A 22,127-nucleotide genomic window follows, 5' to 3' on the forward strand; every position below is an offset into this window, starting at 1 on the left:
TATTAGCCGATAATTGTAGCCGATGCACGAGTAAAGATATACGAATTCCACAGATCATCAGTTCGGCTGACAAAATTAATAATAATTTTGTCAGCTCGCATACCAGGAATCAATTAACAAATTATGAGTGTTCCAGCTGCATCCCTGACTCAATTACTGATTTAGAGGATATAACCTCACGGGATTTAGTTCCATTAACAATCCAGGGAACAGTAAAATGTTCCTGGATAGACTCCAGAGGTAATTCCTCTGCAGGTTCAGGTTTTACATTACCCATTTGAATTAATAACTTTTTATATGAACCTTCAGCCTCATGAATAGTATGGGTTGGATGTGCTATAACACTAGCTTTTAGTATTTGATTGGGGTAGAAAAACTCTCCGATGCTTTTAAAAAAGCTATGTACTGATGCAAATGCTCCATGCAGAGCATGTCCCGATTTTACATCAAAAAGAGCGGTTACCCTGCCTAAAATCATTCCTAGCACATATGCTGGAGGTTTGACCAGTACGCTTAATCCTGTATAAACCAAATACAGCAAGTGCGTTGAAAAAACGAGTAATCTGCTTAAATCTCTGGTTATTTTTTCAAATAAAGCTATTGACGCTCTTTTGATCGGTTCAAATGGATGGTTTTTGCCACTTCCCAATGCAAAAGCACACAATACGAACGACGCGGTAAAACGTAAGACAGCTGGAATATAAGAGAGTGGAATAGCGAATAGCTGATATGCAATAGAATGGTGAGGTTCAGGATAAAGTATTTTATATAGTGATTTACTTTGTTCTTGATCAAAAAGGGCATCAATTTGTCTTGATATGTCAAATCGTAATTTCTCATTGAGTTTGGGAATAGTATCAGTATTCATCGATATCCAGGATGCTAAAATAAAACGATCAATTATTTTTTGCTGTTCAGGATCCTCTGATCTCAGCGAACGCGCTTTTTCTATCAATTCAAATAAGAACTCAGGTTGCGAGTGATGCCCTTCTTTATGTATGAGTAAGGCTTCATAAAGCAAAACTGCAATTTTGGCACCGATGAATGGATAACTACTCTCTGGAGAGGTACCCAAATCCTCTTTAAGAAAATCACTAACTATGGGAATTGGATAGCCAGCTATACCATTTACCAGAACATATCCTACTAGCGTAGCGGTTGCCAAATAGGTACCGACTGTTAGAGGGTCTTCACCCAATTGATACAGGGCATTCGTTGCTAAACCACTAGGTCCATGCATTAAGCCATCCCATCCCGTGGCGAATAGCTGTGCCTGAGTTGAGCCACCTGAAATAACCGCAGCTATTTTTGACGAGCCTACTGAATAGCCAAAGTGAGTAAACCAGTTGACATAAGCAGATCCAAAAACTGCTGAGGTGGCAGTGGGCAGATAAATTGCCCCAGCACCCACTGCAAACGCCGCAGTAAATACCAAGCCCGCTACCGGATCTTTTGCATAGATATTGTGACTGAAGACTGATGCAAACTCATTAAGTCCTCGAGCCATGACAGTTAAAATATCATTTTGTTCTCCAGCAGTAAGAGCATATTCCACGGTGGCTAATTTGCTATTGGGCGTTGAGGCAATTCCAATAGAGCTGCTGATGTTGCACCGATTCAAAATAGTCTTTAACCGCTCATCTTCGATACTTTTAATTGCAGCAATTTCTTTTTCGGATTCCTCAAATACTTCTTTTAAGGTTGGTAATTCATTACAGGAATCCCAATCATTTAACATATCCTCAGGCATTTTAAAGGCCAATTCGCTACCGAAATCACGAACTCCATTGTAAACATCAACAAGTGCATAACCTATTTGTTTAAATAATCTTATGGGTTTTTGCCACATGGGCTCATTAGGGGTGACGTGTTCCCGTAGGGTTGTAGCAAACAGATGAAAATTTTGATTGGTCCAGGCTTCTTCTTCCCAGGTTTTGGTGGGAAGAAGAATACTTTTAAAAAAATTCAGGAGATAAAATCCCATGCTTTTGGCAAAAGTGGTAAAATTACGATGATTTTTCCATCGAGTTGCGTTAATGACATCCAGTGATTCTGAACCGGATTGATTGCTTATTGTTAGTGACTCAGTATCTACTTTGTCCCATCCTTCAATAAAACTTATTGCAAGCAGTACTTCACGCTCTCTCTTGCTGGATAAGCCATCTCTTGAAAAATCGTAAGAAAAAAGCGTGTCACATTCTTTTGAGAAAAGGCCATGATGATTCTCGGTCACTGCATTGCGCATATCTGCCTGTTGGTCCTCAATTTCTTTACGAGCATCCTCGATAAAATCGTTGAGTTCTCCTCGTGTCAAAGCAAAGGCACGTTTGGTACTGTAAGTAAGATCTTGATTTATTCCTTGCAGCTCATAAAGCCCATGCATCATTTGGTTTTTAACAAACTCAAGAATCGATTTATGACCTCTGGCTTCATTGTAATTTGAGAGGTTAGGACTATTTCTTAATGAATCCAAATAAGAATTTGTTCGTTCTATATCTGTTTCGAGATCTTTTTTAAGTTGTTCGATTGTTGTCTGATCCAGCCCACCCTGGTTAAGCACATCTAAAACATATGTAGCTAAATTAGCTTTAATATGATCCAGTTTTTCCAGGTAAGATTCAAATTCGGATTCATATTCAACCAGGCTATTATCCTTATTTACCATTGATTCTAAAGATTGTAATGCTTCAAAGCGATCTTGGTAAAGGTCGAGTAATTTAAGTTTAACGGCTTGGGAGTTGCTTATCATGCCCTTTGCAATTCGCTCATGGGCAATTACACGATAGTTTCCTAGCGCTGAAATGACTTTACTGGTAATTGAATGAGGCTTGAGAATACCCCATCGGACCGCATTTTTTAATTTTTTGGCGCTCGTCTGCCATATAAAAGAGTGGGCTTGATCATTTTTAGTAATAAATTTAACGTGGTGAGCATTGCCAGGATATTGGTCGTTACCAGGATTAATTATTTTTTTTCTATAAACATCGCTTCGCTGAGAAGCACCAACACCTGGAACTGATGAAACTGCTGTTAATTTTAGTACTTCATCACTATTGAGAGTGAATAATCTGTATTGATTTTTATTGTAGCGATAAAACAATTTTTTCGCGCTATGTGCTCCGCTCATATAATAATTCCAGGCAAATTAATCGACTAAGGATTCTGTTTAATTTTATTCATAGTGAGTCATGTGTGGTCAACTATTGTGCATTATATCATAATAATATATTTTTTTGGTGTAAATTGATTATATTTAGATCTTCGGGTATTGTCCCCTGATTATAGAGGAGAGAGGTATACCCTCATTGTCCAGACTGACCTTACTGGGGTGTGACCTCGAATTAATGTCTTGTAGCAAAGTCACTAAGTGAGCGATTCCGGTGTGTGCTAACGCTCTTTACGCAGTCATACTGTTCAAGTATAATCCAATGATTGATTGATTGATTGATTGATTGATTGATTGATTGATTGATTAATCGTTCATCCAAGGAATCCCATGCAAGATAAATCAGAATCTACATTAGAAATTGATATACCCGCCGACATGCAGTGTGAAATCGTTAAACATTTGCCAAGAACTGATTTATTTAATTTTTATCTGGCTTCAAAGACACATCAGGCTTTATTTCAACCCGAACTGAATGCTCGTAAAACGATTCATACTTTTTTACGTCATGTTGTCTGTGGGGAGCATGAGCAGGTTAAAGCCATGCTCGAGAAAAACATCGATTTGCTCTTTAAAAGAGAACAGGTAAAGGATTGCTCTGAGCGAGTTTTTTCCGAAATTAGTGGTTTTGAATACGCACTTTGGTCCTTGGATAAAGACCTGTGGACGCTGATGCTTGACTGCATACCTAAAAACGAAGAGGGCCAAGAGGTATTGGCGAGGTTATTGACACAATACAAAAAACTAGAGGCAAAGGTTGTTACTTACAGCCTCAATGGCAATCCCATCACAGAAGTGCATTTTGATTTTAAAGAAACCATCATTAAGGAATTGGAAACGCAAGTGACTTCCATCAATGCATCTGGACCAAAGAATTGGGATGCCATTAAGGAGCAATGGAGAAAAGGTGTTGGCGGTGCGCAAAGGCTATTACCTGTCCATGTTGTTCATTGGTATTGCTGTGAAACACCCTTTTATCCGATTCCAAAATTTAGGGAGCAACAACCCTCACGCCAAAAACAATTTTATAATTCGCTAACCGGAAAAGACGAGGATTGGTTTCATAAAGGCTCTAAATTAAGTGTGGATTTTGCAATATTTAAGGGCGTGCGGGGCGTTGTTGTGTGGAGCGTAGGGCGGCCGGAGGTGGGGGCGTCGTCGGTCGATGATTTAGCCGCCATGAAGGAGTTATGTGAAGTAAGAACAAATGATTTTAACAATATTAACCAACAGCTGGAAGATCAACTGTTGGCAGATAATCGGCCCATGGCCGCTCATATTTGATTGATTGACTACCTTGCGTGTGAAGAAGCCCAGTGGCGTAGGCCGCCACGGGGTTTGGAGTCCACACGACCGGAAACGTACGCTAAGATAAAAAACCCTTATCTTTCAATGGGTAAAAATTTTAAGCACTTGATAAGTAGTTTAATATTTGCAAAATAAAGCTCAAAATAAATCTTTTAGAACAAATATTTAATAAAATTTAAATTAATTCTAGCTTAGCGTACGTTTCCGGTCGTGTGGACTCCAAACCCCAATTACTGCAGAAGGATTTTATCAAAAGCTTGGGTATAGCGTGTTACGTAACGAGTACTATGGGGAAGAAAGAACTATTATCATGGAGAAAAAAATATCTGAGCTTCCTTAGCGTACGTTTTCGTACCATTGGACTTCAAACCCCAAAAAATTTCTATCTGTCTCACCGGCGCAATGCCATTGCTGCGAAGCGATTTTTAAAGAAAATGATAAAGAGCAATCCAGCGTGTGATGTTGGTGAAATTAATACGGATAAAAATCCTGCTTACGGTCAATCGATTAAAGAGTTAAAACAAGAGGGTACAGTTGCTGAACATGTTCAGCACTTACAAATTAAATACCGTAATAATCGCCTGGAAGCCGATCATGGGAAGCTTAAGCGACTTATTAACCCAGTAAGGGGGGGGCAGTCCATGAAAACTGCCTATGCAACGATTAAAGGTTTTGAAATTATGCGGATGTTTAAAAAAGGACAGTTCGATATCTGGATGTATGGAGCTCGAACCGAAGTATCTTTCATTAAGGAACAGTTCGGACTATACAGTTGAGATCTGCCCAAAAACCAAGATTTTTTAATTTGAATCTTTTTTGCAACGGAGCCTTTATTCGGCATAATCCCGTTGCTAAATTCAAACGGACAGCATCCTAACAGATTACAGGAAAAAGTCATTTGTATGTTTGATTATTGAGCTAAGAAACAAAGCCCTACACAGGCTGATGACGATAGAAACCCGTTTTCAACTTCTCAGGAATGTGCAAAATGCACAATAATCGATCTATTTGGTTGACTATAAATTATTCTGCTGCTAATATGACATTTTTTATGATTAGTTGTTACCATACCAATTAAATACTACAAACCAAGTAAGAGTTAAATTAAATGCGCATTATACATATAGCCCAGCTACATAAAATTCCTTTTATAAATAAACCTACTAAGGAAGTATTTGATAGAGTTATTCAATCTCAATTAAAAGTAGCGCAAGAAATTAAAAAACATCCTCACCACTTTCCAGTAGTAGTTGAAGGTCTATCGAAGAATTTAAAAGATGCATCCTTCTCTGGGATGTCCAATTACCTGAAAATGAGATTTCCATCTGGACTCCCAACAAATTCCAATGAGTTAAATCAAAAGGAGAAAGAATTTATATACGAGTATGGTGCTGCTCTCACACTGTTTATTCTTGGCGAGATACCATCGATATATAAATCAATTCATAAGGAGGCTCATGAAGTTATTCGCACTGAAATATCAAACGGTAACTTTCAAAATATATTCGCCCCACGAGAAGAAGAAGCCATAAAATGTATTAAAGAGACAGCCATCAATCATTTTGGAAAAATTGATGATTCGACCGTCATCATCGTTTTTGGAGCAAAACATAACTTTAAACCTTATTGCATTCGTGAAAATTTTGATCTCGAAGTAATTGATACTACTTTAATAGATAGTCCTTTAATAGATAGTCCTTTAATAGATAGTCCTTTAATAGATAGTCCTTTAATAGATAGTCCTTTAATAGATAGTCCTTTAATAGATAGTCCTTTAATAGATAGTACAACCGCTAGTAAGCTGAGTGATGAAAGATATAGTTCTGTTTATAGAAATACGAACTCAGCATTTTTTTCACATGAGATTAAAATCAGGAGGATTGTTCCAGAAGGACTTCAGAAGATTATAGAAGAATCTGGGGTAGAATCTGATTATGTTGAAACCGGACATACATCGATGGATAATTTAATTGAGCTTTATGAAAAAAAACCATGGGTCATTGACGCATTACGCTACAGTAATATCCGAGAAGGGATTTGGGATGATTATATCAGCATTGAACAATACAGTGGACCCCATTGTCAAGACAGCGATCCGTTTAATTTAAGATATAACTTTAATTCTACTTTCTTTCGTTGACGAGGGTGCGTAGCACACGAGTCAACCACAATAGCAGTTAATGAAACACCTGTTATTGAGCCTGTGGGTATGTGGGCGCGAAGCCATCGAGTGTGGTCAAGCGGTGGATAACGTCTTTTTGTTATCCATGGCTTGTCCACATGTCCCGAAGGGCGATGGCTGATCCGCAGGACGCGTCCACATATCCACAGGCATTCCATTACGCTGCAGCCTCATATAGGCCAGCATAAACCTCTGACGGCGTGTATATTCCAAATGATTGATGAGGTCTTTCGTCGTTATAAAACTTGAAATACACCCTTAAACCATTTCGTAGTGCTAAAACTGTTCCGTATTCTTTTATGTAAATATCTTCATATTTGACTGAACGCCATAGCCGTTCAATGAACACATTATCCATCCATCGACCTTTCCCGTCCATGCTAATTTTGATGTCATGGTCTTTTAAAACATCGGTAAACGCCTTACTGGTAAACTGGGAGCCTTGATCCGTATTAAAAATATCAGGCCTGCCGTGGAGCCTGATGGCGCTCTCCAACGCGCTTACACAAAAGTCATCATCCATGCTGTTTGATACCTTCCAAGAGAGCACCTTGCGGCTATACCAGTCCATTATTGCCACCAAATATACAAAGCCTCCTTGCATCCTAACGTAGGTAATATCGGTGCACCAAACCTGATTGGGTCGATCAATCACTAAACCACGTAGCAAGTAGGGATAAACCTTTTGTTCCTTGTTCTTTTTACTCGTATTCGGCTTTGGTGCCACTGAAACCAGACCCATGATCCGCATCAAACGCTGCACTCTCTTACGGTTAACGTCATGGCCAAGGCGACGTAAATAAGAACGCATCTTTCTGCTTCCATAGAAAGGATGGCGCATGTATTCCTCATCAATCAAGACCATCAAAGCCAGATTCTCTGGGCTCTCGGTACATATTCCTTCGCCAGCAGTGCGATAGTAGCTAGCGCGTGACAAATTAACCAATGCACATTGGCGTACGATGCTGAGTGTAGGGTGATTGACATCAATCATGGCTCGCTTCTCCCGCACGCTCAACTTAGATGACCGGTCTTTTTTTTAAGCCAGTCTAACTCAACCGCTAGCTGGCCTATTTGCGTGTATAATCGATCTCGTTCTTGTATGATGGAGTCCATGTCTTTGTCATGCTTGCCGCTAAACAATTGCTTGCTTCCATCCAGTAATTGTTTTTTCCACAGATTGATTTGTGTTGCATGCACCTCAAATTCAGATGCCAATTCATTGGTCGTCTTGTGACTTTTTAATGCCTCAATTGCTACCTTTGCTTTGAAGTCAGATGTAAATTTTTTTTTAGCCACTTGGTACCCCGTTTAACAATGGTTTCTATTTTACACCACTGTCTCATTTTTGGGGTCCACTATACAACTTGCTAAATTAACTCAAAAACAAGTTGAATATATTCAGTGTAAATATTTTTCTGATGAAGAACTAAAATTACAAATAGAATCTTTACAGAGTTCGCTTGTAACAGAGGAAAGAGAGTATGAGGGTAGGCCGGAATTCTGACGAAATTAGGGTGCTAATGGTGTAAGTTTTTTCTTTATTTGGCAGGGAAATTCAATCTTTAAATGGCATGATTATTGAAAAGGAAAAGGCGGATTATTTTTTTCTATTGTTTCTTCAACCGCTTCAGAAGATTGTACCTTATCAGATCGATCTTCGGCTAAAGCATTTCGAAATCGTTGAGTTAATTCTCGAGCGGATTCTAACCTCCCCACCTCTTCTGCATTATGCACAGGCATATCAGCCTCATCTGCATATTGCCTCTGCACCTCATGAGCCGGCTGATGATCTGACAATTTTGAAAGAGCAGAAAAAAATGAAGCGTGTTCATGAGATTCTGGTAAAGATTCTTCAAATAAGTATTTCGGGGCGCTATGAAGAAAATGAATGGTCACTTGATCTTCCTTAATGCTTATTTTGAAATCTTGATTCTTTTCAGGTAAAAAGTCAGTCTCTGAGATTCGTATAAGTTTTATTTCCTTATCGAATTCTTTGCATATTAAACCGCCATCTTTGACAAATAACTCTCGCTTCTCTTTGAAGGGGTTCTGATATACTCCCTCAAATGTTTCCAATGGTGGGGAGAGTTCTGGCCTTGCTTGTTTGGACTGCCGCACCACATTAAACCAATCCAGGCGCAGTTGTCTGGATTGGTCATCAGGCGATGACTCAATCGCTGCTGCAAAAAAACTTCTCGCTCTTTCAACATCGCCTTGATCTTCAGCGAGCATCCCCTCAAACGTTTCTTTCCATCCTGGTTCATCACTTTGAGTATAATGAGGCATGTGTTTAAATAGCTCATGCAAGTCACCAACAGGTGCTAAATCAGGAGAGCTCAATATTTGGGTTGCAATACTCATCCCATGTTCAGAGTTAGTAAAAAATGCTGCCCCTTTTTTATCGGTGACATTGATTGCAATAAAAGATCGCGTATTAAGGTTCTCACCATATTGATATGCGATCAGCTTAACTGCATCTTTATATAAATGCCAACCTAAGCCACATGTTTTCGTGATGCTGTAAGTCCTTATTGGCTCAGACACCAATTTCGAACTTAAATCCCTGATTTCCGTTTGTGTTGATTCGTCCATAGCACGTTTTAAGGAATTAAATTCAGTCTGGTTGAAAGGAACGCGCTTATAATTCTTATCTGTTGCACTCTTGAGGTATTTTTGGGTGTTATCATCGTTGCTTAGACTATGGAGTTCTTCTGGTGTCAAACCTGAAAGTGCTAAACTTGTTTCAAATTCAAATGCTTGTTGGAAGGTGGGATCGCCCATATTTCTTAACCAAGCGGTCATGAATTTTGAAAAATCTTCGGCAGTTGTAAGTAGTGAACCGGCAGCATTAAGATGAGGGGTGTGACCTGCTTTTGATGTCATCGCCAACATATCGCTTTTAAATGAAAGATTATTAAGTTTTTTTGCCAGGTTTGTTAAATCAATCTCTGGAGGAATGGACGCTGGTTCACTCATTCCTTTTACATAGTACTCATTATCGGATAAATAAATTTTACCGCTTTCAGATTGGCTGAGAGTTGACAATGATGACATCAATTCAAGGTCATAGATAAGGTCAGGAATACTTTCATAAATTGATGTGGGTTTCCCTAACTCAGTATGAACTGAAACAATATTGCTGCTGCTATCTGGTTGTGGTAAAAATGTAGAGTGCTCCATACCCAGAGGGCCAAAAACATACTCTTTAGCCAAGGCCTCCAAATTTTTACCCATTTTTGTCTCGATGACTTTTTGTAAGTAAAGAATAGCTTCACCTGAATAAGAATATCCCTTGCCCAAGTCTGAATCATCTGTAAATGATAGCGGAGAAGATAAATCAGACCCTGCGCCAAAATTGGGTAAGCCTGTGGTGTGCGACAATACATCTCTAGCCGTTAATTGTGTCGCTTTTTCAGGATATTCACCATCTACCTTGAATCGCTCATATTCCTGACCTTTTTGTTGCAAAACAGGAAGTAATGGATCATCTAACGTGATATGCCCTTCCTTGACCAATTGCAATACCAAATAAGTAAATACAATTTTGCTAAGGGAGGATGCCGGAAATTGGGTATCATTATCTACTCCATTCCTGCCAGTATCGGTGGCGTCTTTTTGGCCAATAGCGAGTGAAGTGCTTACAAATTCATGTCCACTTCCTTCTTTCGGCTCGACATAAGCATAACCTATAGCTGGAATATGAGCAGGCTCTGTTAGTTTTTGTAAAGCATGAATAGAGGGTATAGGCATGGTGTATTGAAAATGATTTAAAGATATATTTATTATAAACCAAATCTTCGTGAAGGGTTTAGCCTTTACCTCTTACGAGTGGGAGTATCCCCAAAACCTTCTAACTAGGTAGGATTTAATTGTTGAAAATGGCAATGACTCTAATCATCATTTTTTCTCTTGCTCTTCAAACTATTAAACTCCTGCTCTGAGCTTTCTTTTGGCTACATAAGTATTAAGTCCGATATGATTACTATATCCTAAATAGTTTGCAATTTTTCTAACCGATAGACCTAATGCTAACAGTTCTTGGATTTTAACAGCATCTTTGTCAAATTTACTTTTTTGAATGGTGCCTTTTGGTTTCCCTAACTGAATTCCTTGCATTTTTTTACTTGCCAATGCTTCTTTAGTTCTTAAACTAATAAGATCTCTCTCCAACTCAGCAAAGAGTGAAAATAGGGTGATCATGATTTTAGAATTCATATCATGTTGCTTCATATCCAGATTTTGCTTTATGGCAATTACTCGAACCTGCTTTTTGATTAATTCATTAACTAATCCAATAACCTCTGCAGTGCTTCGACCCAGTCGACTGAGCTCAGTGACAATTAGTGTATCGGCATCATCCAATACTGAAAGCATTTCATCAATGCGACGTTCTTTGCTGGTTTTTCTACTTGAGATAGTCATCTCAATAAAATCATTCACCTCCAACTTATTTTTTTTGGCAAATTCAAAAATTTCAAGTTTTTGATTATTCAAGAATTTCCATATAATTTAATTGTAGTCCTAGTTTATGAGCATACTTGAAAAAAGATTTATTTAGCTTCATAAGCGGCAACGTTCGCAAAACCCCCCGGCCTGTTGAAAAACATGAGGAAACTTTACACAAGTTGTCAATAATGATCTAATTCATAATTTTCAATAGGTTACAGTGGTTGTATGCAGGGAATAATAAATTTTAATAAAACCGTTTCTAATTCTGATTTTGAAGATTTGATACGTAAGCGCCAAACCAAAGACCTACTTGTCTTCATACTGTAAAACAGGAATGATTCTTTGATCCTTGAGTAACTCTGGGTTGACGTTGTAGGGCAATAAGAGTTGAATATCATGCTCATTATTACATTTGGCGACACTCTCAAGCGCGAATTTAAAGTAAGCAAAGACATCCACGCTATGCTCTTTGCATGTTTGCACTAGAGAAAAGAGAATACTCGAAGCATCAGCACCTTTAGTTGATGTATTAAACAACCAATTTTTCCGCCCGATCACAAAGGGTTTGATGGCGCGTTCAGAACGATTATTATCTATTTCAAGCCGACCATCATTAATGTATTGCGTGAGACTATCCCAGTGCTTTATTGAATAAAAAAGTGCTTTTCCGAGTGGCGACTTTGGCAAGGTGGTTTTTTGTTGTGTTAACAACCACTGCTTGAACTCACTTAAAATCGGCTTGGCTTCAGTCATTCGTGCCTGTTTAACTTGCTCATTTGTTGCCTTGTCTTCTTTTAAGCGCTTTTCAATAGCATAAAGTTTCGCGAACCACTCAACCGCTGATTTAGCAATACCGGGTTTGTTTTTAGTGGCTTTGACAATATCAACAAAGTAACGTCTGGCATGCGCCATACAAGCAACATGCTTAATGCGCGACTTATCAAGATTTACATAAGCACTGTAGCAATCGGCATGAAGATAGCCTTCAAACGAATCAAAGAACTGCTTGGCAATCGCATCTTGGCGACTCGAATGATATTGATAAACAAAACAGCGCTTATCTGGTGGACCCCCACCAAAAAGCCACATGTAGGAGGTGCTGGTTGATAACTTGCCTTGTTCATTAAGGACTTGAAGTACGGTTTCATCAGCATAGGCTACATCATAGCTTTGTATTTGTGTCACCATTTTATCAACGATGGGCTTGAGCAGCTCGGCAGCTTTTACCACCCAGTTACCCAAATTAGTACGACTAATCTCAGCGCCCATGCTTTTAAACATATCCTCTTGGCGATATAGAGGTAAATGACGGTTGAACTTAGCATCAATGACCGCTGCCACAAGACCTGCCGTGGCAATGCTCTTTGGAAAAGGTTGTTTAGGTGGCTTGGCTGTTTTAATAGTATCTTCGCATGACTTGCAGGCGTATTTTCTTCTGATGTGAATCACGCGATAAGTGACTTGAGGCAATACATCAAGTTGCTCACTGGTTTCATTGCCAATGTGTGTTAAGGCACAACCGCAAGCACAGTGTTTGTCTGCATCATTGATGTCATGAATGTGCTCGATATAAGGCATGTTTGAGGGGAGTGGCTTGCGGCCAGGTTTTTTCTTTTTAATCGTAATGGTTTTGGTTTCAATAACTTCTTCAGATGTAACATCTTGTGAGCTCAACAGTTCTGCTTCATCAAAGCCTAAATCCAGCTGTTTGTCTTCTTCAAGCTTCTCGCTTTTTCGGCCAAATTTAGCGTTTTTTAATACAAAGAGCTGATGGTGCAGCGCAGAAATAATAATGTCTTTTGATTGAATATGTTCTTGGTGTTTTTTCTCGGACTCGACCAATTTCAGCTGTAAATCAGCCACCATTTGTTCCATGGTTTTGGAGTCTTTTTGAGTGATGTAATTGGTCTTTTTCATGGGCTTATTATACCAAAAAACCAGTGGCCAAACCATCATTTGACCCAATAAAACCAACACGTTTCATTAATAAAAACCACTGTAATCAAGGGCTTTATTCTGAGCCATCAGGTCATAATCAAGGCCTGCCAATAACCAACTTAATTGCTTGTTATCAAGTGTTGCAACATCCATATTTTCATCATATTTTATGATTTTAAACCGGCCTTTTTCCAGACGTTTATAAATCAGGACAAAGCCATTCTTGTCCCAGTACAGCAACTTCACTTTATCACGAGCCCGATTATAGAATAGAGTCAGTGAACCATCTTGTACTATATGGCTCGATAGGTCACTAATAATATAACTCAAGCCGTTAATTGATTTGCGCATATCTATGGGCTGGCTGTATAAATAAATCTGCTGCTGGTCAAATGATATCATCGTGCATCGCCTAATAGCTGGATAAGCGCACTGGCTTTGCTGATGTCTGCTTCAGTTTTAATGTGCAATTTAATACCCGTAGGTAGGATAACTTCCAGACAGGATGTCGGCGCAGCTTTAACTTGGGATAGTTCACGTGCTGGGGTCGTTGATACCTTCAACAGCTTCGGCTCAGCGTTCCCGGAGATCTTTTTATTAAGTCTTCCGCGCCAATAAACAAATTGCTTATATACCAGACCTTGTTGTTCACAAAATTTTGGTTGCGCTAATCCACTTGATTCCCAGAGGCTGTTTTGCTCTGACCAATAGGCCTGTCGATTTGAACTCATACTCATGTCTCCTTTGTTTGTAATTTAAAGGAGTTTGAGTTAATTCACTTGTCCTGTGTAGATGGGGTTGCTTTGGCGCTTACTTTGATACCAGCTAATCACTTCTTGAAAAAAGTGAATCATTACGTGGATTTTTCTTTTGCTAATAAACTTACTGAGGCTCTCTATAGTCCTAATAAAGGTCCGTCCCAGCATTTCCCCTGAGCTCTATTTGCGAATAAAATTAATCGGCCACTTTTATAACATTCATTCTAATCGTAATTTGATCGAACACATTAAATACAATATTTGTTATCGTTGGTTTTGTGGGATAACTCTAAAGGATAAGGTGCCTCATCATTCTTCTTTAAGTAGGATAAAAAAACGCCTTGGAGTCGAGATTCTAGAACTATTTTTTTTAGAAATTGTGCAGCAATGTAAAAATGCCGGTTTATTAAAAGGTAGTAGTGTAATGACGGATAGTACATTACTTGATGCAGATGCATCGCTTGATTCCTTAACTTTAAAAGAAAAAGATGCAAATGCTCCACCTATTGAGAAAGGTAAACGTCCACTATCCAATATAACTCATATCAGTAAAACAGATCCGGAAGCTACATTAGCCTTTAAATCAGGTACGCCAAGAATATTAAAATATAAAGCCCATGTCACTAGTGACAGCAAGAATAGGATCATTCTTGCCATAAGAATAACTACTGGTGCAGTTCATGATTCTGTTCCTTATTTAGAGCAATTGGATTATGTTAAAGAAAAAGTTTCATATAATATCAATGAAACCATAGCGGATAGGGCTTACGGCTCAGGGCAAATCATTTCTACTTTAAAAGATAAAAAGATAACTACCTACATTCCTTTGTTCAGCTCACGAAGCGGAAGTTCTGAGAACAGTAACATTCCAGGTTTTCAGTATGATGAAGTAAATAATTATTATGTTTGCTCCCAAAAGAATGTATTAAAACCTTGTAAATCACAAAGTGATACCACCATTTATCTATCATCGACCGCTGACTGTAAGAAATGCTCTTTCTCAGAAACTTGTTTGGCAAAATTAAAAAATAAGGGACCAGCACGATATGTTACAAGAAATAGATATGCGGAGCTTTATACTCAAATGATACAAGAAATGGAACTCCAATTTTTTAAAGAAAAATTGTACGAAAGAATGTGGAAAATTGAAGGAATCATGAACGAACTAAAGAATTATCATGATTTAAAACGAGCTCAATACAGAGGTCTGCAAAACACGCAGATACAAGCTTATTTTGCTGCTATAGCTCTAAATATCAAAAGATTAGTATTTTTTATCATTTATTATTACATAGCATGTTTGTATCCTGTCAGAATCGCCGGGTAAGTGTCTGCCACTGAGTCCGGATTAATCCGAGCCGCGCGCGTCAGCAAGCGGAATTCTTTAAAAATATTCAAAATACCTATTGACACGGTTTTTCTGTAAAACTGATGTTTTTCCATATCAAACGTAAGTCATGCAATATGCATGCCCTAAGATCCCCAAGATCACAATGTAGCCCCTTTCACTAATAAAACATCTCCCTCCTGAGGTCAGATTTTTTCTTAGCCCTTAGTGGCGTTAAAACTCGAAAAATGCGTTCAAAAAAAGTCATGTTATGATTGCCGTATCAGCATTAGTAACGCAGTGGTAGATGATGAAACGCCAAGAAATCAAACAAGTTTTAGATGAGTTAACAAAAGATATCGATAGTCTTGCCGACAAAAAGGCCGTGACTATCATTAAGGTATTGGTTAATTTGGTCGAAATGCTTGCCGAAGAAAATGCTTTGCTCAGAGAGGAAAACCAAGTATTACGTGATGAGATAAACCGCCTTAAGGGTGAACAGGGCAAACCTAATATTCGCGGTCAATCCAAAGGTAGCAATGGCGATAATACAGGCAATTCCAATCATTCATCTGAAGGAGATCGCAATAAACGTGGTAAAGGGAACAATAAAAACACAGGCAAAGACAAAAAAAACGTACGTATTGATAGACGTGTTACGATTGCTCTGGACAAAGCAACGCTGCCAGATGACGCCAAGTTCAAGGGTTTTGAGATTCGAATCATCCAGGATCTAAAAATCATCACGGATAATGTTGAATTCAAGCTGGAAACGTATTACTCACCATCTTTGAAAAAAACCTTTATTGCGCCGATTCCTGGCGAATATAAGGGCAGTGAATTTGGTCCTGGGGTTAAAGCGCTGGTCATCACATTATACCGTGATGCAGGGATGACGGAGAGCGCCATTGAGCGCTTTTTAAAAACATGTGGTATTCAAATATCACATGGTAAAATTGCTTCCATGCTGACAGAAGGCAATGATATTTTTCATCAGGAAAAAGAAGATATTGTCGATGCCGGTAGCAACGCAGGCTTGTACCAGCAGATGGATGACACAGGCAGTCGTGTTAACGGCAAAAATCACTACACCCATGTTTTATGTAATGACTTTTTTACAGCATACTTCACTCGTCGTAAAAAAGATCGCTTGACCTTATTGGAGTTGCTGTGTCGAGACCAATTAAAGTTTATGTTTAATCAGGAGGCTTATGAGTTAATGGATGAGTTTGGTCTCGCAAAAAAATGGTTGGATCAAATTAAACCAATGCTGCATGCACAACCCCTCACACGTGAATCAATCGATAGTTTGATGGGAACACTTTTTCCAAATCCAAAAAAACACAGCACGAATCGACGCATAATTCTTGAGTCAGCAGCTCTTGCCTATTATCAGCACTCGAAATACTTCATCCATTATTTAATGACAGATGATGCGCCTCAGTTTAATAAATTGGCCCTACATCATGCGCTGTGCTGGATCCATGAAGGTCGTCATTATAAAAAACTCACTCCATTCTCAGATATGAATCAGAATATATTGGCTGTATTTCTTGAGCAATTATGGGATTTCTACCATGCATTATTGACTTACAAGACGGCTCCATCTCAATCAATGGCCCAACAACTATCAATGCAATTTGATACTTTGTTCGCAACCACGACAGGCTATGATGTTTTAGATCAACGCATTGCAAAGACACGTGCTAAAAAACAAGCGTTATTATTGGTGTTAGACCATCCATTTCTGCCATTGCACAACAATGCCTCTGAATTAGGGACACGGTTTCAAGCAAGGATACGCGACATCAATCTCCAAACGGTCTCCCAAAATGGCACCAAATCAAAGGATACGTTTGCCACGATTGTACAGACGGCCAGAAAACTGAAAGTTAACGTTTATCAGTATATTTACGATAGGGTGACTAAAAAATTTGAAATGCCATCATTGGCTGAATTAATCTTACTTAAAGTGCGGCAGGTTCCATGCACCACATAAGCATCTCGAGATAATTCCGCTTGCTGACGCGCGCGGCTCGGATTAGTCCGGGCTCAGTGGCAGACACTTACCCGGCGATTCTGACAGGATACGCATGTTTGATCTTTATTTAACCATGTTTTTCAACAGGCCGCCCCGTTTTATTTACTAACAATACTTGTTAAGTATAGTAAAATTTGCTATAGTAATATTTACTATAAAAGGCAGATATAATGAGAATAATAAAAACAAAATTGTTTGCCAAATGGGCTATTAAAAATGATGTTAGTAATAAATCACTTGTTGATGCTGCTAACGAAATTGCTAGTGATAACTACGAGGCCAATTACGGTGGAGGAGTTATAAAAAAACGCGTTGCCAATAAGGGCAGAGGTAAAAGTGGTAGTGTAAGAACTATCGTAGCCTTCAAAAAGAAGAATCACTGTTTTTTTGTGTTTGGGTTTGAAAAAAACGCAAAAAGTAATATTTCTTCGAATGAAGAAAAAGCCATTAAAATTATTGCTAAAGCTTTATTGGCTAATTCTGAGGAAGAGCTAAATAATTTAATTAAAGATGGATCATTAGAAGAGGTTCAAAATGAGTAATATTATTGATGCGATGTTAGAAACAGCAAAAGATCTTCGATTAGATTCAATTACACTCAAGGAAATTGAAGTCCTCAACTTAAGCGAAGTTAAACTTCTTGAGTCTGAAGATATCAAAAAAATGCGAGTTAAAGAAAAACTAAGTCAAGCGGTAATGGCAAAGATATTAAATGTAACGCCATCAACTTATCAGAAATGGGAAAGGGGTGAAGTACATCCTAAAGGTGCCAATTTGAAATTACTTCGATTAGCCCATGATCATGGGATCAATTATATTTTGTCATAAGCTTATTAAATGGAATAAAATTAATATCTTGGAGCTGTACATCAATGAGTAATTTTTCAACAAGAAAAGGTCTTGCCATACGAGTATTTCAACAAGAATCAATTAATACGAAGCTTATGACAAGTTTATGGAACTGTATTTTTGAAATATTTAAGGAAAATATAAAAGTTCGTTCATTTGATGGTAGTTGCTTTTGGACAGAAGGAATGCTGGATGCTGTTCAAAAATGTTGGACTGATTTCTTTTATTGTGAGTATGATAATTTTCCTATGTCACCAACTAATTTTATTAACGCATTTAAAAGTAAATTTTTTAAATTAAAGTGGAATGAAGTTTATGATTTGCTGGAATTTCTTGCCGAAACTCTTCCAGAGAGTTTTAAAAAGAAATGTAACCTAATTTTAGAAAAAGAGTACTCCGCTTATCGATTTGTTGGAAGTGCTATCTTAGAAATAATTAATGGTAAGGAAATATTATCAGTTGAAAGTGCAATGCAATCACCATTTTATTTAGTAAATGAGCATATAGAAAAAGCGGTTAAGCTCCTATCCAATAAAGAAAATCCAGATGTACAAAATAGTATCAAAGAGTCAATTTCTGCGATAGAGGCTTTAATCAGAATAATTACGAAAAATAAGAAAGGTACACTGGGTGATTTAATGAATCATCCAAATTTACAATTGCATCCTTCATTGAAGGAAGGAATTAAAAAATTCTATGGTTTTGCCAGTGACCAGGGCGGTATACGTCATTCAAATAAAGAAAATAGTATAAGTGTTGGATACAGTGATGCACTATTCAAAGTCGTTTTCTGTTCTTCATTTATTAATTATATGATAAGTAAGCTAGGTGACGATAATTTGGTGGCATCACAATAAGTCTGATTAATCTGAAAAGTAGACCTAAATACACACCTGGTCTTTTAATAAAAAATTACTTGAAAAATGATTTAATGAGCTCCATGAATCGCGCGTTCGTAAAACCCCGTTATATTTATTTGAAAAGTTCCCGGAATTTGGGTACAATGTTATATTATAAACTATAATAAAAATCATTGATGAGTATATATGTAAGCGCCAAACCAAAGACCTACTTGTCTTCATACTGTAAAACAGGAATGATTCTTTGATCCTTGAGTAACTCTGGGTTGACGTTGTAGGGCAATAAGAGTTGAATATCATGCTCATTATTACATTTGGCGACACTCTCAAGCGCGAATTTAAAGTAAGCAAAGACATCCACGCTATGCTCTTTGCATGTTTGCACTAGAGAAAAGAGAATACTCGAAGCATCAGCACCTTTAGTTGATGTATTAAACAACCAATTTTTCCGCCCGATCACAAAGGGTTTGATGGCGCGTTCAGAACGATTATTATCTATTTCAAGCCGACCATCATTAATGTATTGCGTGAGACTATCCCAGTGCTTTATTGAATAAAAAAGTGCTTTTCCGAGTGGCGACTTTGGCAAGGTGGTTTTTTGTTGTGTTAACAACCACTGCTTGAACTCACTTAAAATCGGCTTGGCTTCAGTCATTCGTGCCTGTTTAACTTGCTCATTTGTTGCCTTGTCTTCTTTTAAGCGCTTTTCAATAGCATAAAGTTTCGCGAACCACTCAACCGCTGATTTAGCAATACCGGGTTTGTTTTTAGTGGCTTTGACAATATCAACAAAGTAACGTCTGGCATGCGCCATACAAGCAACATGCTTAATGCGCGACTTATCAAGATTTACATAAGCACTGTAGCAATCGGCATGAAGATAGCCTTCAAACGAATCAAAGAACTGCTTGGCAATCGCATCTTGGCGACTCGAATGATATTGATAAACAAAACAGCGCTTATCTGGTGGACCCCCACCAAAAAGCCACATGTAGGAGGTGCTGGTTGATAACTTGCCTTGTTCATTAAGGACTTGAAGTACGGTTTCATCAGCATAGGCTACATCATAGCTTTGTATTTGTGTCACCATTTTATCAACGATGGGCTTGAGCAGCTCGGCAGCTTTTACCACCCAGTTACCCAAATTAGTACGACTAATCTCAGCGCCCATGCTTTTAAACATATCCTCTTGGCGATATAGAGGTAAATGACGGTTGAACTTAGCATCAATGACCGCTGCCACAAGACCTGCCGTGGCAATGCTCTTTGGAAAAGGTTGTTTAGGTGGCTTGGCTGTTTTAATAGTATCTTCGCATGACTTGCAGGCGTATTTTCTTCTGATGTGAATCACGCGATAAGTGACTTGAGGCAATACATCAAGTTGCTCACTGGTTTCATTGCCAATGTGTGTTAAGGCACAACCGCAAGCACAGTGTTTGTCTGCATCATTGATGTCATGAATGTGCTCGATATAAGGCATGTTTGAGGGGAGTGGCTTGCGGCCAGGTTTTTTCTTTTTAATCGTAATGGTTTTGGTTTCAATAACTTCTTCAGATGTAACATCTTGTGAGCTCAACAGTTCTGCTTCATCAAAGCCTAAATCCAGCTGTTTGTCTTCTTCAAGCTTCTCGCTTTTTCGGCCAAATTTAGCGTTTTTTAATACAAAGAGCTGATGGTGCAGCGCAGAAATAATAATGTCTTTTGATTGAATATGTTCTTGGTGTTTTTTCTCGGACTCGACCAATTTCAGCTGTAAATCAGCCACCATTTGTTCCATGGTTTTGGAGTCTTTTTGAGTGATGTAATTGGTCTTTTTCATGGGCTTATTATACCAAAAAACCAGTGGCCAAACCATCATTTGACCCAATAAAACCAACACGTTTCATTAATAAAAACCACTGTAATCAAGGGCTTTATTCTGAGCCATCAGGTCATAATCAAGGCCTGCCAATAACCAACTTAATTGCTTGTTATCAAGTGTTGCAACATCCATATTTTCATCATATTTTATGATTTTAAACCGGCCTTTTTCCAGACGTTTATAAATCAGGACAAAGCCATTCTTGTCCCAGTACAGCAACTTCACTTTATCACGAGCCCGATTATAGAATAGAGTCAGTGAACCATCTTGTACTATATGGCTCGATAGGTCACTAATAATATAACTCAAGCCGTTAATTGATTTGCGCATATCTATGGGCTGGCTGTATAAATAAATCTGCTGCTGGTCAAATGATATCATCGTGCATCGCCTAATAGCTGGATAAGCGCACTGGCTTTGCTGATGTCTGCTTCAGTTTTAATGTGCAATTTAATACCCGTAGGTAGGATAACTTCCAGACAGGATGTCGGCGCAGCTTTAACTTGGGATAGTTCACGTGCTGGGGTCGTTGATACCTTCAACAGCTTCGGCTCAGCGTTCCCGGAGATCTTTTTATTAAGTCTTCCGCGCCAATAAACAAATTGCTTATATACCAGACCTTGTTGTTCACAAAATTTTGGTTGCGCTAATCCACTTGATTCCCAGAGGCTGTTTTGCTCTGACCAATAGGCCTGTCGATTTGAACTCATACTCATGTCTCCTTTGTTTGTAATTTAAAGGAGTTTGAGTTAATTCACTTGTCCTGTGTAGATGGGGTTGCTTTGGCGCTTACGTATATATAAAGTAATTATCGAGAAGAGTGCTAAAAGAGATTTACAAAAGGTTCCTAAATATATAGCAATTAAATTATATGAATGGATTGAGGCAGTATCCCATGATGGTTTATTAGAAGTTAGAAGGTTTTCATGATGAGCCTCTGAAAGGCAAAAGGAGTGGCCAGAGATCAATTCGTTTAAGTAAGAATTATAGAGCAATATACAAGATTGGTAACAATGGTGCGATGGAGATTGTTGAAATAGTGGAGGTGAATAAACATGATTACTAACGAAACAAAAGAAACTCTAAATTATTTAGAGTCATTAATTGGAAAAAAACCTACATTAGGCGATTATATATTATCAATTCGCCAAGGTGAGGAAGTAACACAGGTTGAGTTTGCCAGATTACTTGGCATTTCTCGTCATAATTTATGTGATATTGAACATAACAGACGTTTTATTAGCCCTAAAATGGCAGCGCAATTTGCAAATAAATTGGGATACTCCGAAAAACAATTTGTACGTTTATGTTTACAGGATATGCTTAATCGGGAAGGGTTGGCTTTAACGGTAGATATTGAAAGTGCCGCTTAAGTATCAGCTCAA

General features: G+C 38.3%; 16 protein-coding genes and 3 pseudogenes. 9 read left to right on the plus strand and 10 right to left on the minus strand.

Going from position 1 to position 22,127, the window contains the following annotated elements; genetic code table 11:
* Positions 1–121 precede the first annotated feature (121 nt).
* Positions 122–3,127, minus strand: a complete 3,006-nt coding sequence (locus tag HRS36_RS06215; protein ID WP_173236630.1) for a hypothetical protein — start codon at positions 3,125–3,127, stop codon at positions 122–124.
* A gap of 369 nt (positions 3,128–3,496) precedes the next feature.
* On the opposite strand from HRS36_RS06215, the gene HRS36_RS06220 reads away from it, so the two are divergent.
* The 3 genes and pseudogenes from HRS36_RS06220 (at position 3,497) to HRS36_RS06230 (ending at position 6,614) form a co-directional block, all read left to right on the plus strand.
* On the plus strand, positions 3,497–4,450 hold the full coding sequence (locus HRS36_RS06220; RefSeq protein WP_173236631.1) for an F-box protein: 954 nt from the start codon (positions 3,497–3,499) through the stop codon (positions 4,448–4,450).
* A gap of 401 nt (positions 4,451–4,851) precedes the next feature.
* Positions 4,852–5,250 (plus strand): annotated as a pseudogene (locus HRS36_RS06225) (DDE-type integrase/transposase/recombinase); the annotation flags it as partial.
* A 332-nt stretch (positions 5,251–5,582) separates the two neighbouring features.
* On the plus strand, positions 5,583–6,614 hold the full coding sequence (locus HRS36_RS06230; RefSeq protein WP_173236632.1) for a hypothetical protein: 1,032 nt from the start codon (positions 5,583–5,585) through the stop codon (positions 6,612–6,614).
* Between the two features lie 199 nt (positions 6,615–6,813).
* On the opposite strand, the pseudogene HRS36_RS06235 reads toward HRS36_RS06230, so the two are convergent.
* The 6 genes and pseudogenes from HRS36_RS06235 to tnpA (HRS36_RS06260) all read right to left on the minus strand — a co-directional run bounded on the left by HRS36_RS06235 (position 6,814) and on the right by tnpA (HRS36_RS06260) (position 13,777).
* Positions 6,814–7,955, minus strand: a pseudogene (locus tag HRS36_RS06235) (IS3 family transposase).
* Between the two features lie 279 nt (positions 7,956–8,234).
* Entirely contained in the window at positions 8,235–10,409 is a 2,175-nt protein-coding gene (locus HRS36_RS06240; RefSeq protein WP_173236633.1) for a serine hydrolase domain-containing protein, read from the minus strand.
* Between the two features lie 174 nt (positions 10,410–10,583).
* Positions 10,584–11,153 carry a recombinase family protein gene (locus HRS36_RS06245; RefSeq protein ID WP_226905592.1) on the minus strand — a complete coding sequence of 190 codons (570 nt, stop codon included), beginning with the start codon at positions 11,151–11,153 and terminating at the stop codon, positions 10,584–10,586.
* A 261-nt stretch (positions 11,154–11,414) separates the two neighbouring features.
* On the minus strand, positions 11,415–13,064 hold the full coding sequence (gene tnpC, locus HRS36_RS06250; RefSeq protein WP_226905466.1) for an IS66 family transposase: 1,650 nt from the start codon (positions 13,062–13,064) through the stop codon (positions 11,415–11,417).
* Positions 13,065–13,091: 27 nt separating this feature from the next.
* A complete protein-coding gene (gene tnpB / locus HRS36_RS06255; RefSeq protein WP_173236292.1) occupies positions 13,092–13,448 on the minus strand; it encodes an IS66 family insertion sequence element accessory protein TnpB in 357 nt (118 codons plus the stop codon).
* Positions 13,445–13,777 (minus strand): IS66 family insertion sequence element accessory protein TnpA, encoded by a 333-nt coding sequence (gene tnpA, locus HRS36_RS06260; RefSeq protein ID WP_173236269.1) that lies wholly within the window; start codon positions 13,775–13,777, stop codon positions 13,445–13,447. The genes tnpB (HRS36_RS06255) and tnpA (HRS36_RS06260) overlap by 4 nt, the downstream gene beginning before the upstream one ends.
* A 42-nt stretch (positions 13,778–13,819) precedes the next feature.
* On the opposite strand from tnpA (HRS36_RS06260), the pseudogene HRS36_RS06265 reads away from it, so the two are divergent.
* The 5 genes and pseudogenes from HRS36_RS06265 to HRS36_RS06285 all read left to right on the plus strand — a co-directional run bounded on the left by HRS36_RS06265 (position 13,820) and on the right by HRS36_RS06285 (position 18,878).
* Positions 13,820–15,131: pseudogene (locus HRS36_RS06265) on the plus strand (transposase).
* Between the two features lie 307 nt (positions 15,132–15,438).
* Positions 15,439–17,130: an IS66 family transposase gene (locus tag HRS36_RS06270; protein ID WP_173235423.1), complete on the plus strand. Its 1,692-nt coding sequence runs from the start codon at positions 15,439–15,441 to the stop codon at positions 17,128–17,130.
* A gap of 212 nt (positions 17,131–17,342) precedes the next feature.
* Entirely contained in the window at positions 17,343–17,714 is a 372-nt protein-coding gene (locus HRS36_RS06275; protein WP_173236634.1) for a type II toxin-antitoxin system RelE/ParE family toxin, read from the plus strand.
* Entirely contained in the window at positions 17,707–18,000 is a 294-nt protein-coding gene (locus HRS36_RS06280) for a helix-turn-helix domain-containing protein (RefSeq protein WP_173236635.1), read from the plus strand. The genes HRS36_RS06275 and HRS36_RS06280 overlap by 8 nt, the downstream gene beginning before the upstream one ends.
* A gap of 44 nt (positions 18,001–18,044) precedes the next feature.
* Positions 18,045–18,878, plus strand: coding sequence for an AbiJ-NTD4 domain-containing protein (locus tag HRS36_RS06285; protein WP_173236636.1), 834 nt, complete (start codon positions 18,045–18,047; stop codon positions 18,876–18,878).
* A 211-nt stretch (positions 18,879–19,089) separates the two neighbouring features.
* Here HRS36_RS06285 and tnpC (HRS36_RS06290) read toward each other — a convergent pair whose 3' ends face one another.
* From tnpC (HRS36_RS06290) to tnpA (HRS36_RS06300), 3 genes are read right to left on the minus strand one after another with little or no spacing between them, the layout of a single operon-like run.
* On the minus strand, positions 19,090–20,739 hold the full coding sequence (gene tnpC, locus HRS36_RS06290) for an IS66 family transposase (RefSeq protein WP_226905466.1): 1,650 nt from the start codon (positions 20,737–20,739) through the stop codon (positions 19,090–19,092).
* 27 nt (positions 20,740–20,766) lie between these two features.
* Positions 20,767–21,123 carry an IS66 family insertion sequence element accessory protein TnpB gene (gene tnpB, locus HRS36_RS06295; protein ID WP_173236292.1) on the minus strand — a complete coding sequence of 119 codons (357 nt, stop codon included), beginning with the start codon at positions 21,121–21,123 and terminating at the stop codon, positions 20,767–20,769.
* On the minus strand, positions 21,120–21,452 hold the full coding sequence (gene tnpA / locus HRS36_RS06300) for an IS66 family insertion sequence element accessory protein TnpA (protein ID WP_173236269.1): 333 nt from the start codon (positions 21,450–21,452) through the stop codon (positions 21,120–21,122). The genes tnpB (HRS36_RS06295) and tnpA (HRS36_RS06300) overlap by 4 nt, the downstream gene beginning before the upstream one ends.
* A gap of 345 nt (positions 21,453–21,797) precedes the next feature.
* On the opposite strand from tnpA (HRS36_RS06300), the gene HRS36_RS06305 reads away from it, so the two are divergent.
* Positions 21,798–22,115 (plus strand): helix-turn-helix domain-containing protein, encoded by a 318-nt coding sequence (locus HRS36_RS06305; protein ID WP_173236637.1) that lies wholly within the window; start codon positions 21,798–21,800, stop codon positions 22,113–22,115.
* Positions 22,116–22,127 lie beyond the last annotated feature (12 nt).

Source organism: Legionella antarctica (genome assembly GCF_011764505.1).
GTDB lineage: Bacteria > Pseudomonadota > Gammaproteobacteria > Legionellales > Legionellaceae > Legionella > Legionella antarctica.